13 protein-coding genes are annotated in these 14,242 nt (G+C 63.1%); 2 read left to right on the forward strand and 11 right to left on the reverse strand.

The features are described from left to right. Positions 1–144: 144 nt before the first annotated feature. Together ACH79_RS01260 and miaA are read right to left on the reverse strand one after the other, a co-directional pair. Positions 145–1,920 (reverse strand): acetolactate synthase 3 large subunit, encoded by a 1,776-nt coding sequence (locus ACH79_RS01260; protein WP_161849390.1) that lies wholly within the window; start codon positions 1,918–1,920, stop codon positions 145–147. Between the two features lie 400 nt (positions 1,921–2,320). Continuing rightward, positions 2,321–3,271 carry a tRNA (adenosine(37)-N6)-dimethylallyltransferase MiaA gene (miaA, locus tag ACH79_RS01265; RefSeq protein WP_161849391.1) on the reverse strand — a complete coding sequence of 317 codons (951 nt, stop codon included), beginning with the start codon at positions 3,269–3,271 and terminating at the stop codon, positions 2,321–2,323. On the opposite strand from miaA, the gene serB reads away from it, so the two are divergent. Both serB and ACH79_RS01275 read left to right on the forward strand, forming a co-directional pair. After that, positions 3,270–4,172 (forward strand): phosphoserine phosphatase SerB, encoded by a 903-nt coding sequence (gene serB, locus ACH79_RS01270; RefSeq protein WP_161849392.1) that lies wholly within the window; start codon positions 3,270–3,272, stop codon positions 4,170–4,172. The two genes, miaA and serB, sit on opposite strands and share 2 nt — an antisense overlap. 97 nt (positions 4,173–4,269) lie before the next feature. Beyond that, complete coding sequence (locus ACH79_RS01275) at positions 4,270–5,163, forward strand: restriction endonuclease (RefSeq protein WP_161849393.1); 894 nt, start codon at positions 4,270–4,272, stop codon at positions 5,161–5,163. Between the two features lie 127 nt (positions 5,164–5,290). Here the strand turns inward: ACH79_RS01275 and ACH79_RS01280 are convergent, their stop codons facing one another. The 9 genes from ACH79_RS01280 to ACH79_RS01320 form a co-directional block, all read right to left on the reverse strand. After that, positions 5,291–6,799, reverse strand: coding sequence for a Do family serine endopeptidase (locus ACH79_RS01280; protein ID WP_161849394.1), 1,509 nt, complete (start codon positions 6,797–6,799; stop codon positions 5,291–5,293). Positions 6,800–7,080: 281 nt separating this feature from the next. Beyond that, positions 7,081–7,281, reverse strand: coding sequence for a DUF2065 domain-containing protein (locus ACH79_RS01285; RefSeq protein ID WP_057838630.1), 201 nt, complete (start codon positions 7,279–7,281; stop codon positions 7,081–7,083). A 95-nt stretch (positions 7,282–7,376) separates the two neighbouring features. Further along, the gene (gene hflC / locus ACH79_RS01290) at positions 7,377–8,276 is read right to left on the reverse strand and encodes a protease modulator HflC (RefSeq protein WP_161849395.1); all 900 of its coding nucleotides are present in this window, start codon (positions 8,274–8,276) and stop codon (positions 7,377–7,379) included. Beyond that, entirely contained in the window at positions 8,273–9,418 is a 1,146-nt protein-coding gene (gene hflK / locus ACH79_RS01295) for an FtsH protease activity modulator HflK (protein ID WP_161849396.1), read from the reverse strand. Before hflK ends, hflC begins: the two co-directional genes overlap by 4 nt. Before the next feature lie 169 nt (positions 9,419–9,587). Further along, entirely contained in the window at positions 9,588–10,100 is a 513-nt protein-coding gene (locus ACH79_RS01300; protein WP_161849397.1) for a dihydrofolate reductase, read from the reverse strand. Continuing rightward, positions 10,100–10,585 carry a GNAT family N-acetyltransferase gene (locus ACH79_RS01305; protein WP_161849398.1) on the reverse strand — a complete coding sequence of 162 codons (486 nt, stop codon included), beginning with the start codon at positions 10,583–10,585 and terminating at the stop codon, positions 10,100–10,102. Before ACH79_RS01305 ends, ACH79_RS01300 begins: the two co-directional genes overlap by 1 nt. A gap of 19 nt (positions 10,586–10,604) precedes the next feature. Continuing rightward, positions 10,605–11,399 (reverse strand): thymidylate synthase, encoded by a 795-nt coding sequence (locus ACH79_RS01310; protein WP_161849399.1) that lies wholly within the window; start codon positions 11,397–11,399, stop codon positions 10,605–10,607. A 174-nt stretch (positions 11,400–11,573) separates the two neighbouring features. Continuing rightward, positions 11,574–12,557, reverse strand: coding sequence for a tripartite tricarboxylate transporter substrate binding protein BugD (locus ACH79_RS01315; RefSeq protein ID WP_161849400.1), 984 nt, complete (start codon positions 12,555–12,557; stop codon positions 11,574–11,576). A 113-nt stretch (positions 12,558–12,670) separates the two neighbouring features. Continuing rightward, positions 12,671–14,236: a tripartite tricarboxylate transporter permease gene (locus ACH79_RS01320; protein ID WP_161849401.1), complete on the reverse strand. Its 1,566-nt coding sequence runs from the start codon at positions 14,234–14,236 to the stop codon at positions 12,671–12,673. Positions 14,237–14,242: the final 6 nt, after the last annotated feature.

The following is a 14,242-nucleotide window of genomic DNA, read 5'->3' on the forward strand; positions in this document are numbered from 1 at the left end:
GGGTGAGGGGCTGCCTCCTCAAAGACGGTGAGTGAGGGACTCGCGGAGAGTCCCCCTCACCCGGCGCGTTGCGCCGACCTCTCCCCGCACGCGGGGAGAGGCTAAGAGAGTGAGCTCGTGATGAGCACTGCATAACCAATTACCTCACACCAGCGCCTTGCCGCCGGCGAAGGCCGCCGCCGTCGCTTCGTCAGTCGCTTCCACCGGCAGCAGCATTTCGTTGTGCGCCTTGCCGGACGGAATCATCGGGAAGCAGTTTTCCAGCGCTGCGACACGACAATCGAACAGTACCGGGCGCTTGACCTTGATCATCTCCTTGAGCGCGCCGTCGAGATCGCCCGGCTTGATCGCCTGGATGCCGACGCAGCCGAAGGCGTCCGCGAGCTTGACGAAATCCGGCAGTGCTTCCGAATAGGAGTGCGACAGCCGGTTGCCGTGCAGAAGCTGCTGCCACTGCCGCACCATGCCCATATACTGGTTGTTCAGGATGAAGATCTTGATCGGCAGTTCAAACTGAACTGCCGTCGACATCTCCTGCATCGTCATCTGCACCGAGGCGTCGCCGGCGATGTCGATCACGAGGCTGTCGGGATGCGCGACCTGCACGCCGAGCGCCGCCGGCAGGCCGTAGCCCATGGTGCCGAGCCCGCCCGATGTCATCCAGCGGTGCGGCTCCTCGAAGCCGAAGAATTGCGCGGCCCACATCTGGTGCTGGCCGACCTCGGTCGTGATGTAGGTATCGTGGCCACGCGTCGCCTCGAACAGCTTCTGGATGGCGTATTGCGGCAGGATAACGTCGTTGCTCTTCTTGTAGGCGAGCGAATTGCGCGCCCGCCAGGTGGCAATCTCCTGCCACCAGCTCTTGATGTCGGGTTTCTTCGCCTCGGCCTTGAACACCTGCAACAGGTCACCCAGCACGTTGCCGACATCGCCGATGATCGGCACGTCGACACGAATGTTCTTGTTGATCGAGGATGGATCGATGTCGATGTGGATCTTCTTCGAGCCCGGCGAAAACGCGTCGGTGCGGCCGGTGATCCGGTCGTCGAAGCGCGCGCCGACACACAGCATGACGTCGCAACCATGCATCGTCATGTTGGCCTCGTAGGTGCCGTGCATGCCGAGCATGCCGAGCCAGTTCTTGCCCGACGCGGGATAGGCGCCCAGCCCCATCAGCGTCGAGGTGATCGGGAATCCGGTGACCTCGACCAGTTCGCGCAGGAGTTTTGACGCCTCGGGTCCGGAATTGATGACGCCACCGCCGGAATAGATCACCGGCCGCTTGGCGGAAGCCAATAGCGCCACGGCCTTGCGAATCTGCGTCGCGTCGCCCTTCACCCGCGGCGTGTAGGAAACATGCACATCGTCCTTGCGCGGCGGATGATAGGTGCCGACCGCGAACTGCACGTCCTTGGGAACGTCGACCACGACCGGGCCGGGACGGCCTGAGCTCGCGACATAGAACGCCTCGTGCAGCACTTTTGCGAGATCGTTGACGTCGCGCACCAGCCAGTTGTGCTTGGTGCAGGGACGGGTGATGCCGACGGTGTCGCATTCCTGGAACGCGTCGTTGCCGATCAAATGAGTAGGAACTTGTCCGGTGATGCAGACCAGCGGGATCGAATCCATCAGCGCGTCCGTCAGCGGCGTCACCATGTTGGTGGCGCCGGGGCCCGACGTCACCAGCACGACGCCCGGCTTGCCGGTCGAGCGCGCATAGCCTTCGGCGGCGTGGCCGGCGCCCTGCTCGTGCCGCACCAGGATGTGCTCGACCTCGCTCTGCTGGAAAATCTCGTCATAGATCGGAAGTACCGCGCCGCCGGGATAGCCGAAGATGTGCTGGACGCCATGATCGATGAGCGCGCGCACGATCATCGCGGCGCCGGTCATCTGATTGGGGTCTTGGCTCTGGTCGGTCATGGTCTGCTCCGGATGCGCTGTTGGCGCGGCTTCTTTCGGTTGTCTGTTTTGGGAAATAAAAAGGGGCCCGAGAGGCCCCATGCACACCGCCTGAATTTGGATGGCCGTTAGCCACCCCCGGCGGTGCGCCTGGGTACGACGACGATAAGGAGATTGGTAATAATATTACGCATTTTGCGGCTCGGACTTCCCAAAGGTTGCGCGGGTTATACCGTCCGGCTCCCGGAAGTCAAGGGATGGACGCTTTCGGCGCGATTTAGGCAGTGTAGCGGTGTTCCGGGCATTCGGCGAGGGGGAATTTTGCGCGTGCAGCCATGCGGCATCACGTCGAGGTCATTCCGGGATGGTCCGAAGGACCAGACCCGGAATCTCGAGATTCTCCGATGTGCAAGTGCACATCCTAGTTCGCATCTTCGATGCGCCCCGGAATGACGTTAGTCACCCACCCCCTCGCCGCTTCGGGCGTCACCCATTCAAACTCCGGCAACTGGTGGCGGAACCAGGTGAACTGCCGTTTTGCATAATGACGGGTATCCGCGCGGCCGATTTCGGCGGCCTCTTCGCGCGTGATCTCACCGCCAAGGTAGCGGATCAAAGCCGGCACGCCATGGGCCTTCATCGCCGGCAGCAGTGGATCGAGCTTTCGCGCGGCGAGTGCGGCGACCTCATCCAGCGCACCTTCGGCCAGCATCGCGCCGAACCGTGCATCGATCCGCGCATAAAGCTGGTCGCGATCGGGCGCGAGGAAAACTGCTGTGAATTCGCCGGGCGGCAGCAGCGGCGGCAGGCTTTCACGATGCCAGTCCGGCAGCGTACGGCCCGTGGCTTCGACGACTTCCAGCGCGCGGGCGATCCGGGTGCGGTCGCGCGGTTTCAGGCGTTCGGCTGACACCGGATCGCGCCGCGCCAGCTCGGTGTGCAACGCCTCGACGCCGTCGCGCTCCAGCCGGGCGCGCACGGCTTCTCGCACTTCCGTAGGGATCGGCGGCACCGCGGACAGGCCGCGCGTCAGCGCCTTGAAATAGAGGCCGGAGCCGCCGATGAAGATCGGCAGACGTTTTTCGGGGCGCGCTTCCGCCAATACCTTTTCGGCATCCGCCACCCAGGCACCGGCCGAAAAATTGACCGACGCGTCGACATGGCCATAGAGCCGGTGCGGGACGCGCGCCTCTTCCTCCACCGTCGGCCGGGCCGTGATGATGCGGAGATCGCGATAGACCTGCATCGAATCGGTGTTGATGACGACGCCGCCGGCCTTTTGCGCCAATTCGAGCGCCAGGGCCGACTTGCCGCTGGCGGTCGGCCCTGCGATAAGCACGGCCTTGCTCAAACCAAGCTGATGCGCCTGCATGTCCCTCGTCGCCACCCTCATCTGCAACCCGGCCAATCCGGCGCTCGACAGTACCATTGTCGACGGCGCGCTGGCCGTTCTCCCCTCGCCGGGAACGGCACAATGGCTGTTCGACGAAGTGGCAGTCGACATTCCCTTCGACAGCCAGGTCAATAGCCCGGACGAGATCAAGGCGATCGAAACCCGCCTGCAACAGGCGCGCGGCGATCTGCCGATCGACATTGTCGTGCAGCCTGCCGCGGCAAGGCGCAAGAAGCTTTTTCTGGCGGACATGGATTCCACCATGATCGGCCAGGAATGCATCGATGAGCTGGCCGACTTCGCCGGGCTGAAAGCCCATGTCGCCGCCATCACCGAGCGCGCCATGCGCGGCGAGATCGAATTCGAGCCGGCGCTGCGCGAGCGCGTCGCGCTGCTGAAGGATATGCCGGTCAGCGTGGTCGACGATGTGCTGGCCAAGCGGATCACGCCAACGCCGGGAGGCCGCGAGCTGGTCATGACCATGCGCGCCAACGGCGCTTACACCTGCCTGATCTCGGGCGGCTTCACGCTGTTCACCCATGCGGTCGCCGCCAGGATCGGCTTCCAGGAGAACCGCGCCAACGAGCTCAGGGTGCGCGACGGCAAATTCACCGGCGAAGTCACTGAACCGATTCTCGGCCGCGCCGCCAAGCTCGCAACCTTGATCGAGCTGCGCGAATCCTTCGACCTCGACGAGATCGACACGCTGGTGACGGGCGACGGCGCCAACGACCTCGGCATGATCCAGGCGGCGGGACTCGGTGTCGCCTATCACGCCAAGCCCGCGGTTGCCGCTGCCGCCGCCGCGCGGATCGACTACGGCGATCTCACTGCGCTGCTCTATGCGCAGGGATATCGGCGCGAGGAGTTCGCGGACTAATTGAAAACGGTTCGTTGCTCACGCCAGCAACGTGAACCTATTGCGACGATGAGCAACCTTAAGTAGCTTGCACAAAAGAGCATCTTAAGAGGTCGCAATGAGCCAACCTAAGACGGTTGATCGTGGCGTTTCACTTATCAAATTCGTACTTGGACTCTTAAGGGCTCACCCGGACGGCATGCGTCCGCGCGATATCTACGCGGAGATCGAATCAAAGCTCCCGCTGGACGATTTCGACAAGGAGACGATGAAGGGATCGGGGCTGCCGCGATGGCGAGCCGCCCTGCACTTCCTTTCCGTCGCGGCGACCAAGGCCGGACTGCTCGTCAAGTCGGACGGACGATGGCGGGTGACCGACGAAGGCCAGAAGTTCGTGACCCTGCCGGACTACGAACTCAAGCGGCTGATGCGGTCCCGCTACCGAGAATGGCGCTGGAGCCATCAGAAGAGCAAGACCGATGCTGGAATTGCCAACGCCGTCGACGAAACGCCGCCACCCGATACGTCGGTCTTGTTTGAGGATGCCAAGGAAAAGGCGCGCGACGAAATCGACACCTATCTCGACACGCTGTCCGGCTACGAGTTTCAAAACCTGGTCGCCGCGCTGCTGGGGGTACGCCACCAGCACCGTTTCAAAGCCGGGCTCGGATGGCGGGACGGATATCCTGGCCTATATCGATCCGCTCGGCGCGCAGACGCCGCACATCCGGTTCAGGTGAAGCATCGCGACCAGACGGCGTCGCGGGAGGATGTCGCGGCGCTTCGCGGCATTATCCGGGGTGACAGGGAAATCGGCCTGTTTGTTTCTTCCGGCGGCTTCTCACGGGAGGCGCGCCGCGAAGCCGGCAATGGCTCCGTCCATATCGAGCTGGTCGACCTCGACCGCTTTCTTGAACTCTGGCTGCAGCATTACAGCAAGATACCGGAAGTGAAGCGATCGAAGCTGCGCCTCGAGCCGATCCACTTTCTGGCGGTGGTCTCACTCACGTGAGGCCGTTTGGCTCTCCGACGGGCTAAAACTAGTCATGCCCGGACTTGATCCGGGCATCCATCAATCTTGAGCGAGTCTTGCGAATAGGATCGATGGCCGGGTCAAGCCCGGCCATGACGAGATAGATCTACTGCACGCTGAGCGCGACGAAGCGCAATTCGCCCTCGCCGTTCGAGACCAGCAGCAACACCGACTTCTTGCCGTCCTTCTTGAGCTGGTCGACACGCTTCTTGATGTCGGCGGCGCTACCGACCGCCTCCTGCGCCACCTCGACGATGACGTCGCCGGCGGACAGCCGCTTTTCGGCGGCATCGGAGGAGCCGTCAACACCGGTGACGATAACGCCCTTCACGCTCTCCTTGATCTTGTACTTTGTGCGCAGATCCTTGCTCAGCGTGGCAAGATCGAGGCCGAGCGCCTTTTGCGTCACCGGCTTCTCGACCGGGTCTTCCTTGGTCTTGGCGGCCGCCTGCTGCACCTTTTCAGTGTCCTCGAGGCGGCCGAGCGTGACCTTGCGGCTCTCCTCATTGCCCTTGCGGATGATGACCACGTCGACTTCTTTGCCGACCGCGGTGTCGGCCACGACGCGGGAGAGATCCTTCGGATCCTTGACGTCCTTGCCGTCGAACTTGACGACGATGTCGCCGGGCTCGATGCCGGCGGGCTTCGCCGGTCCCTTGTCGTCAACGCCTGCAACCAGCGCGCCGCGGGCGGGCTTGATGTTGAGGCTTTCGGCGATCTCGTCGGTGACCTGCTGAATGCGCACGCCGAGCCAGCCGCGGCGCAGCTCGCCGAACTGCCGGAGCTGATCGACCACGCCCGCCACCGTCTTCGACGGCACCGCGAAGCCGAGGCCGATCGAACCGCCGGTCGGCGAGATGATCAGCGTGTTGACGCCGACCACTTCGCCTTCGAGGTTGAACAAGGGTCCACCGGAATTGCCGCGGTTGATAGAGGCGTCGGTCTGGATGTAGCTGTCGTACGGCCCCTGGCTGATGTCGCGGTTGCGCGCCGACACGATGCCGGCCGTCACCGAGCCGCCGAGGCTGAACGGATTGCCGATCGCGATCACCCACTCGCCGAGCCGTAGCTTGTCGGAATCGCCGAACTTGACCGCGTTCACCGGCTTCACCGGCTTGAACTTCAGGACTGCGATATCGGTCTTCTTGTCGACGCCGACCAGCTCCGCCTTGATCTTGGTGCCGTCGTTCATGATCACGTTGATCTCGTCGGCGTCCGCGATGACGTGATTGTTGGTAACGACGACGCCCGCGGCGTCGATGATGAAACCGGAGCCGAGCGAATTGGTCTTGCGGCGCTGCATCTCGCCGCTCTTGTCGCCATCCTTGGGAGCGGCGCCGCGACGGTTCTTGAAGAAGTCGTCGAAGAACTCCTCGAACGGCGAGCCCGGCGGCAATTGCGGCATCGCTTCCCTGTTACCGCTGCCCTTGGCCTCGACGTTCTGCGAGGTCGAGATATTGACGACGGAGTCGATGACCTTCTCGGCGATGTCGGCGATGCCGTCAGGCCCGCGTGCGCTGGCCGGCGCCGCCGCCAGCATACTGGCGGCGCTGAACGAGATCGCAATCCCCAGCAGGCGCAGGCGGCTCGTCAAAGCGGGTCTGACACCGGTCATATCGGCTTGTCTCCAAAAGGGGTCAAATTTGGGGTCCACACTGCGCCCGAACGGGTCCGAGGCGCAAGCATCTGCACCTGATATTCCGGCGAAAAACCGGCGCCAGGCGACTCACGATTGCGTTGGCGCCACAGCTATTTGCGTCCGCTGGGGCACCGGCATTCCAAGGTGCGAAGCAAGCCAAGGCACTAAACAAACCAAGGCAGGCCATTACACGCCGGAGGAGCCTTAAAGTTCCAAGGCTGTCCGTCGAATCTCGCCACAAACGGCGGTAAAATGCGCTACCGCCGCACGAACCAGATCAGCAGCAGACCCACGACCGCCGAGACGATGCCGACGGTCCGCAGGATATTGTCCGGGGTCGCCAGCGCGCTTTTCATTGCCCGGCGCATCCAGGCCGGGCTCGCAGCGAACATCAGACCTTCGAGCACAAAGAGGATGCCCACACCGATGAGGAAGTCGGCGAACGCTATGGACCTCATCGGATGGCATCCCCCCGCTCTTTAAGCGCCTTTTGCTTTTTTGCCGGCGAAGCGGCCCCCCGCTTCGCCGTAACGCGCGTATCCCTGGCCCGACCTTACTGCTTCGGCGCCGCTGCCGCCGGCGGGTGGCCGGACGGATTGGCAAAGAAGCGGAAGAACTCGGAATCCGGCCGCAGCAGGAAGCGGGTGTCGTTGGAGCGGAGCCCGGTTTCATAGGCCGACATCGAACGATAGAAGGCAAAGAAATCCGGATCCCGGCCGTAAGCCTCGGCGAACAGGCGGTTGCGCTCGGCGTCGCCCACGCCGCGCGTCTGCTCGGCGGTCGAATTGGCTTCGGCGACGATAACGGTCGCCTCGCGGTCGGCCTTCGAGCGGATTTCCTGCGACTTCTGGCCGCCCTGGGCGCGGAACTCCTGGGCCTCGCGCTCGCGTTCGGTCTGCATTCGCTTGTAGACCGCCTGGCTGTTCTGCTCCGGCAGGTCGGCGCGGCGGATACGCACGTCGACCACCTGGATTCCGTACTGGTCGGCCTCCCGGTCGAGCTGGTCGCGGATGCGCGTCATCAGGCCCTCGCGCTCGTCGCGCACCACATTGATGAAGGTGACCTCGCCCAGCACGCGGCGCAATGCCGCGTTCAACAGCGTGGTGAGCTGGATGTTGGCGGCCTGGATCGAGCCGATGCTCTGATAGAAGCGCAGCGGGTTCTTGATCCGGTAGCGGGCGAAGGCGTCGACCACGAGCCGTTTCTGGTCGGAAGCGATGACTTCCTGGGACGGATTTTCCAGATCGAGAATGCGCTTGTCGATGCTGATGACGGTGTCGATGAACGGCGCCTTGAAGTTCAGGCCCGGCTCGGACACGACGTCGACCGGCCGGCCGAGCCGTACCACGAGCGCCTGTTCGGTCTGCGACACCGTGAAGATCGAGCTGTAGCCCACGATCACGAGGGCGAACAGCAGGATCAGGCTGACAATACCTGCAACCGGAGACCTCATCGTGTGCCTCCGCTCTGCTGCTGGCCGGCGGGCGGCGCCGGACGGCGCGGGGTCAATTCGCTGAGCGGCAGGTACGGCACGAGGCCTTGGCCTTGTCCGTTGTTGCCGCCGTCATAGACCAGCTTCTCGGAACCGCCGAGAATCCGCTCCATCGTCTCCAGATAAATTCGCTGCCGCGTCACGTCGGGCGCCTTCTTGTATTCGTCGTAGACTTTGCTGAAGCGCGCGCTCTGGCCCTTGGCCTCGGCGACCGCCTGTTCCTTGTAACCTTCGGCGACCTGCAGGATCTGCGCAGCGCGACCGCGGGCGTCGGGAACGACGCGGTTGGCATAGGATTGCGCCTCGTTCTGCAAGCGCTCGAAGTCGGCGCGCGCAGCCTGGACGTCGCGGAACGCGTCGATGACCTGCGCGGGCGGGTCGACCTTCTGCATCTGCACCTGCGTGATCTGAACGCCCGAGCCGTAATTATCGAGCGTCTTCTGCATCAGCTCGTGAACGGCCTGCTCGGTGGTGTTGCGGGCGCCGGTGAGGATCGGCTGGATCTGCGAACGGCCGATCACCTCGCGCATCGCGCTTTCGGCCACCGCCTTCACGGTGCCTTCGGGATTCTGGATGTTGAAGAGGAAATTGCCGACGCCGTTCGGCTTGATCCGCCACAACACCGTGAAATCGACGTCGACGATGTTTTCGTCGCCGGTCAGCATCAGGCTTTCTTCCGGCACGTCCCGCATGGTGCGGCCCCGCCTTGCCGGATCGTCGATTAGCGTCATGCCGATCGAGATGGTGGAGACGCGCAGCGCCTTGGGCAGCAGCACGGTTTCGATCGGATAGGGCAGATGATAGTTCAGCCCGGGTTCGACGGTGCGCACATGCTTGCCGAAGCGCAGCACTACGCCGAGTTCTTCCGACTGCACGCGGAAGAAGCCCGACAACCCCCAGATCACCAGCGCGCCGGCCAGCACCAGCGCGATGCCCATGCCGCTGAAATGTCCGCCCGGCAGCAGCTGCTGCAGCCTGTCCTGGCCGCGCCGCAGAAGGTCTTCCAGATCAGGCGGCCTCGGCCCGACCGACTGCGGTCCACCGCCCCACGGTCCCTTGGGACCCTGACCCCAGGGGCCCCCGCCTTGATTCTTCCACGGCATATAAACTCTCCTCTGCGGGGGACCTGGGTCCGCCAGTTGGGGATGCCTCAGCCTCGCATATCCGCCCGGCTTTATAGGGGACCGCCCGGGCCCTTACAACGCAAGCTTCCTGCTCGAAGCAGCTATGCCTGACGCCATAATTGTCAATGCAAAACATTGGTTAGCGAGGTTAACGCTGATGGCGCCGACGAAATGTCACATAGGAGAAATCGGCACTGTCGTCCGGACCGGCCGGATTCCGCACGCGCGCCACCTCTTCCCATGCAGTCAGATCGACTGCCGGGAAGCTCGTGTCGCCCTCGGGCCGGGCATGCACCTCGGTAATCTCCAGGCGATCGGCGCTGTCCATCCATTGCGCATAGATTTCCGCACCGCCGATCACGGCGATCTCAGTGGCGAAACGCCGCAGCGCGTCGCCGGTGGCGATCGCCTTGGCGTCGGTGAAGGAATGGGTAACCACCACGCCGTCGGCACGGAATCCGCAGTCACGGGTGACGACGATATTGGTCCGTCCGGGGAGCGGCCGTCCGATCGAGACGAAAGTCTTGCGTCCCATCACCACGGGCTTGCCCGTCGTCAGCGCCTTGAAGTGCGCCATGTCGGATTTCAGCCGCCACGGGATCGCGCCAGCGGCGCCGATCACGCCGTTCTCCGCGACCGCTACGACGAGAACGATTTCCATTACCGCTTCCCTTGCGCCAGCGCCGTCAGATCAGGACCGCCGACCCGGCAAATCGTCCACTCGTCCATCAGGACCGCGCCGAGCGATTTGTAGAATTCGATCGACGGCGTGTTCCAGTCCAGCACCGACCATTGCAAACGCGACCAGCCATTTGCCACGCATTCCTTTGCGAGATGCACCAAAAGCGCCTTGCCGATTCCCTTGCCGCGCAGCGCTGGGCGGACGAACAGGTCTTCCAGATAGATTCCGGAGCGGCCGCTGAAGGTCGAGAAATTGACGAACCAGACCGCGAAGCCGACCGGCTCGCCTTCCCATTCGGCAATCTCGCAGAACAGGCGCGGATTGGCGCCGAACAGCGCCGCGTCGATGTCAACCTCCGTCGCCTCCATTTCGTGGAGCAGCTTTTCGTATTCGGCGAGTTCGCGAACGAAGGACAGGACAAGTCCCGCTTCGCCCGGCCGTGCGCGGCGGATCGTGAGAGACATCAGATGCTCACACCGCGACTCATACAGCGACTTCGGCCTTGATATGCGGGTGCGGGTCGTAGCCCTCGAGCGCGAAATCCTCGTAACGGAAGGCGAAGATATCCTTCACGTCAGGATTGATCTTCATGGCCGGTAACGGACGTGTCGGTCGCGTCAGTTGCAGCCGCGCCTGTTCGAGGTGGTTGGAGTAGAGATGCGCATCGCCGAGCGAATGCACGAAATCGCCGGGCTTCAATCCCGTCACCTGCGCGACCATCATGGTCAGCAACGAATAGGACGCGATGTTGAAGGGCACGCCGAGGAACACGTCGGCCGAGCGCTGATAGAGCTGACAGGAGAGCTTGCCGTTGGCGACGTAGAACTGGAACAGGCAATGACAGGGCGGCAGCGCCATCTTGTCGACGTCGGCCGGATTCCAGGCGCTCACGATCAGCCGCCGCGAATCCGGATTTCGCCTGATCATGTCGATGACGTTGGAGATCTGATCGATGCTGCGCCCATCCGGCGCCGGCCATGAGCGCCACTGCGATCCATAGACCGGGCCGAGATCGCCGTTGGCGTCGGCCCATTCATCCCAGATCGAAACGCCGTTATCCCTGAGATATTTGATATTGGTGTCGCCGGCCAGGAACCAGAGCAATTCGTGCACGATCGCCTTCAGCGGCAGCCGCTTGGTGGTCAGCATCGGAAACCCGGCCGAAAGGTTGAACCGCATCTGGTGACCGAAGATCGACAGCGTGCCGGTGCCGGTGCGGTCGTGCTTCTCCGCGCCGTCGCTGAGGATGCGTTCAAGCAGATCGTGATACTGGTTCATGGCTGGTGCTTCAGGCCTTCATCAGGACGGCGAATGTAGCGACCGGGACATCCGATCAACACGCCGATTCGGCGTCAAACACCGATTATACCCGGAAAAATGATCATCTTCCGCGCAAACGACAAGGGGCGGAACCCGCGTCCCGCCCCTCGCCCATCTGCTTGATTGCGTGAATTAATTGACCGGCTTCACCACCGGCGTCCACTTGGCGATTTCGCTCTTCACCAGCGTTCCCAGTGCCGCCGGCGTCCGATCGGCGGCAGGCGGGATGACGCTGCCGAGTTCGAGCAGGCGCTTGCGCACGCCCTCGTCGTCCAGCGCCTTGACCACCGCAGCATTCAACTTGGCGACGACGTCCGCGGGCGTTCCCTTCGGCGCGAAGATCGCGTTCCACGCCTGGGCCTGGAAAGCCGGCAGGCCAGCCTCGGTGGTGGTGGGAACATCGGGCAGCGATGGATTGCGCTCCGGCGTTGCCACCGCATAGGCCTTGATGGTGCCGCCGTTGATCTGCGGCACAGCGTTGACGATCTGGTCGCACATGTAATCGACCTGCCCGGCCACCAGCGCGTTCATCGCCGGACCGGTGCCGTTGAAGGGCACGCCGATCGGCTTGACCCCAAGCACCGAGTTCAGCAATTCGCACGAAACGTTCGAAACCGAGCCGATGCCGGCATGCGCGGCGTTGACCTTGGCCTCGTTCGCCTTGACGTAGGTAATGAATTCCTTGAGGTCCTTGGGCGGCAGGTCCTTGCGCGCCAGGATCAGGATCGGCGTGCCGGCCAGCAGTCCGACCGGTTCGAAGTCCTTTTCCGGGTGATAGGCGAGCTTGGGATAAAGCGGCACGGAGGCCGCATGTGTGCCCATATGCCCCGTAATCAGCGTATAGCCGTCATTGGCGGCACGCGCGGCACGGGTGGTGGCGGTGGTACCGCCGGCGCCGACCACGTTCTCGATGATGATGGTCTGACCGAGCGTCTGCGCCATGTGGCCGGTGACGATGCGCGCGATGACGTCGGTCGGTCCGCCCGCCGCGAACGGCACGATCATGGTGATGTTGCGCGTCGGATAGGCCTGCGCCACCGCCTGCGACGAAGACAAGCCCAGTCCGGCAAGCACTGCCAGAAAACCGCTCGCGAGCGAGCGACCGTACCGATTCATTTTGATCTCCCGAAATCCGTTATAATGCCGAGCCCGCCGGGTCGGCATTTTCCATGGCATAGAAAATTAGGCCGAAGTCGACCAGACTTCGGGCTGCGGCGCACCGACGCAGGTCAGTTCTCCGACTCGACGAAAACCTCGTCGCGCTTCTTGCGGAGCGCTGGCAGTACCGTAAGGACCAGCAACGTTGCAGCAATTGCCATCAGCACTGCCGACAACGGCCGCGTCAGGAAAACTGACCAATCGCCGCGCGAGATCAAAAGCGCCCGCCGCAGGTTCTCTTCCATCAGCGGTCCAAGCACCATGCCGAGCAGCAAAGGCGCCGGCTCGAAATCGTGCTTGATCAGCCAGTAGCCGACCAGCCCGAATATGCCTGCAATGATGACATCCGTCGGCGCGTTGTTCACCGAATAGATGCCGATGCAACAGAAGATCACGATGGACGGGAACATCAGGCGATACGGCACGCGCAGAAGTCTCACCCATATCCCCACCAGCGGCAGGTTGATGATGAGAAGCATCAGGTTGCCGACCCACATCGAGGCGATCATGCCCCACACCAGATCGGGTTGCTTCTGCATCACCTGCGGACCCGGCACGATGCCGTGAATCGTCATCGCGCCGACCATCAGCGCCATGACGGCGTTGGGCGGGATGCCGAGCGTAAGCAACGGGATGAAAGACGTCTGAGCGGCCGCGTTGTTGGCGCTCTCGGGTGCTGCGACGCCCCGGATTTCGCCATGGCCGAACTTCGAGGGATCTCTCGCGACTTTTTTCTCGAGCGTGTATGCCGCGAACGATGCGATCGTAGCGCCACCGCCTGGCAGGATGCCGAGGATTGATCCCAGCACCGTGCCGCGCAAGACCGCCGGGGTCGAATCCTTGAGATCCCTCGCCGTCGGCATCAGTCCCGACACCTTCTCCTGGACGAGCTTGCGATCGGTTTCGCCGCCGGCGTCGAGATTGCGGATGATCTCCGCAAAACCGAAAAGTCCCATCGCCAGCGTGGCAAAGCCAAGACCATCGGCCAGTTCGGGAATGTTGAATGCCATTCGGGACGCGCCCGTCTCGATGTCGGACCCGACCATCGACAGCAGCAGGCCCATCACGATCATCGCGATCGCCTTCAGCACCGAGCCTTTCGCGAGCACAACTGCGAAGATCAGGCCGAGCACCATCAGCGAGAAGTATTCGGCAGGACCGAACGCCAGCGCTACCTTGGTTAGCGGCGCACCCAAAAGGGCAATCAGCACGGTCGCGACACAGCCGGCGAAGAACGATCCGATCGCGGCGATCGCGAGCGCCGGACCGGCGCGGCCTCTCTTCGCCATCTGGAAGCCGTCGAGGGCGGTCACCACAGAACCGGCCTCACCTGGAATATTCACCAGGATCGACGTGGTCGAGCCGCCATATTGCGCGCCGTAGTAGATGCCAGCCAGCATGATCAGCGCGCCTACCGGGGGCAGACCAAAGGTGATCGGCAGCAGCATGGCGACGGTGGCGATGGTGCCGATCCCCGGCAGCACGCCGACCAGCGTGCCGACCAGCGCGCCGATCAGACACAGGAGAATGTTGACCGGAATCGGAATGGATGCGCCGCCAAGAAAAGCGGGGCTCCACTGCACGAACTGGAAAACGACGCCGAAACCGAGTCCAAGATTTGAGAAGATATCTCCCATCACGCC

Source organism: Bradyrhizobium sp. CCBAU 051011 (assembly GCF_009930815.1).
In the GTDB taxonomy this organism is placed as follows: domain Bacteria; phylum Pseudomonadota; class Alphaproteobacteria; order Rhizobiales; family Xanthobacteraceae; genus Bradyrhizobium.

What these genes read in the sequence shown, in the direction of transcription:
- ACH79_RS01260 (WP_161849390.1), bottom strand. Translation starts at nt 1,920, where the DNA reads ATGACCGACCAGAGCCAAGACCCCAATCAGATGACCGGCGCCGCGATG.
- serB (WP_161849392.1), top strand. Translation starts at nt 3,270, where the DNA reads ATGTCCCTCGTCGCCACCCTCATCTGCAACCCGGCCAATCCGGCGCTC.
- miaA (WP_161849391.1), bottom strand. Translation starts at nt 3,271, where the DNA reads ATGCAGGCGCATCAGCTTGGTTTGAGCAAGGCCGTGCTTATCGCAGGG.
- ACH79_RS01275 (WP_161849393.1), top strand. Translation starts at nt 4,270, where the DNA reads ATGAGCCAACCTAAGACGGTTGATCGTGGCGTTTCACTTATCAAATTC.
- ACH79_RS01280 (WP_161849394.1), bottom strand. Translation starts at nt 6,799, where the DNA reads ATGACCGGTGTCAGACCCGCTTTGACGAGCCGCCTGCGCCTGCTGGGG.
- ACH79_RS01285 (WP_057838630.1), bottom strand. Translation starts at nt 7,281, where the DNA reads ATGAGGTCCATAGCGTTCGCCGACTTCCTCATCGGTGTGGGCATCCTC.
- hflC (WP_161849395.1), bottom strand. Translation starts at nt 8,276, where the DNA reads ATGAGGTCTCCGGTTGCAGGTATTGTCAGCCTGATCCTGCTGTTCGCC.
- hflK (WP_161849396.1), bottom strand. Translation starts at nt 9,418, where the DNA reads ATGCCGTGGAAGAATCAAGGCGGGGGCCCCTGGGGTCAGGGTCCCAAG.
- ACH79_RS01300 (WP_161849397.1), bottom strand. Translation starts at nt 10,100, where the DNA reads ATGGAAATCGTTCTCGTCGTAGCGGTCGCGGAGAACGGCGTGATCGGC.
- ACH79_RS01305 (WP_161849398.1), bottom strand. Translation starts at nt 10,585, where the DNA reads ATGTCTCTCACGATCCGCCGCGCACGGCCGGGCGAAGCGGGACTTGTC.
- ACH79_RS01310 (WP_161849399.1), bottom strand. Translation starts at nt 11,399, where the DNA reads ATGAACCAGTATCACGATCTGCTTGAACGCATCCTCAGCGACGGCGCG.
- ACH79_RS01315 (WP_161849400.1), bottom strand. Translation starts at nt 12,557, where the DNA reads ATGAATCGGTACGGTCGCTCGCTCGCGAGCGGTTTTCTGGCAGTGCTT.
- ACH79_RS01320 (WP_161849401.1), bottom strand. Translation starts at nt 14,236, where the DNA reads ATGGGAGATATCTTCTCAAATCTTGGACTCGGTTTCGGCGTCGTTTTC.